2 protein-coding genes are annotated in these 595 nt (G+C 51.6%); both read left to right on the top strand.

The features are described 5' to 3' along the window. Nucleotides 1–253: 253 nt before the first annotated feature. A complete protein-coding gene (locus JK211_RS16825) occupies nucleotides 254–454 on the top strand; it encodes a hypothetical protein (RefSeq protein ID WP_212709755.1) in 201 nt (66 codons plus the stop codon). Then, nucleotides 444–593 (top strand): hypothetical protein, encoded by a 150-nt coding sequence (locus JK211_RS16820; protein WP_212709754.1) that lies wholly within the window; start codon nucleotides 444–446, stop codon nucleotides 591–593. The genes JK211_RS16825 and JK211_RS16820 overlap by 11 nt, the downstream gene beginning before the upstream one ends. The last annotated feature ends 2 nt before the right edge of the window (nucleotides 594–595 follow it).

Raw genomic sequence — 595 nt, 5'->3', positions numbered from 1 at the left:
ATGGCTACCACCATCGGCGGCGTCATTGGCGCTGCTACCAACCTGTTAAACCACGTTAAATCATTCACCACTACCCAGTTGGATCGCATTCAGAAATTCGTCAATGATGCTGCCCGTCCGGGGCCGGAGGCTTTCGCATGAGGTACATCATTCAGGGCCCAGAGCTGGTAATCGCATTCAGCGGGTCGGTTCACTTCTATCCGAATACACCGGCTGGTTATTTAGACATGGTCAGAGATTTCCGGAGGTCGAAATGAGTCTGAACCTGAAAATCGAATGCTCAGACGTACAGATGCGCGGAGCAATGAGGCCTGAGAAGGTCAGCGTATCTCTTGAGGATTGCCAGATTGAAACGCTGAACCGGGAGCAATTGGCAGAGTTCTGCGCGTATCAGGACTTTGACTTGCTGGTTGAATGGGTGGACTCAATGCGGAGGCTTGACCATGTGGCGTAATGACGGCGACTTCATCGCAGAAATGAAAGAGCTGATCGGCGAGGAAATAGAGGCCATTCAGCAAGAACAAATCGACCTGGCAACGGAACGCCAGAATCCGGTTATCAGCTGGCAAGAATTTGCGGGGGACTATTCATGAGT

Source organism: Tatumella sp. JGM130 (genome assembly GCF_018257525.1).
In the GTDB taxonomy this organism is placed as follows: domain Bacteria; phylum Pseudomonadota; class Gammaproteobacteria; order Enterobacterales; family Enterobacteriaceae; genus Tatumella; species Tatumella punctata.
Note: the sequence above shows the minus strand (reverse complement) of the source record. Positions and strands in the feature narration are given on the sequence as shown.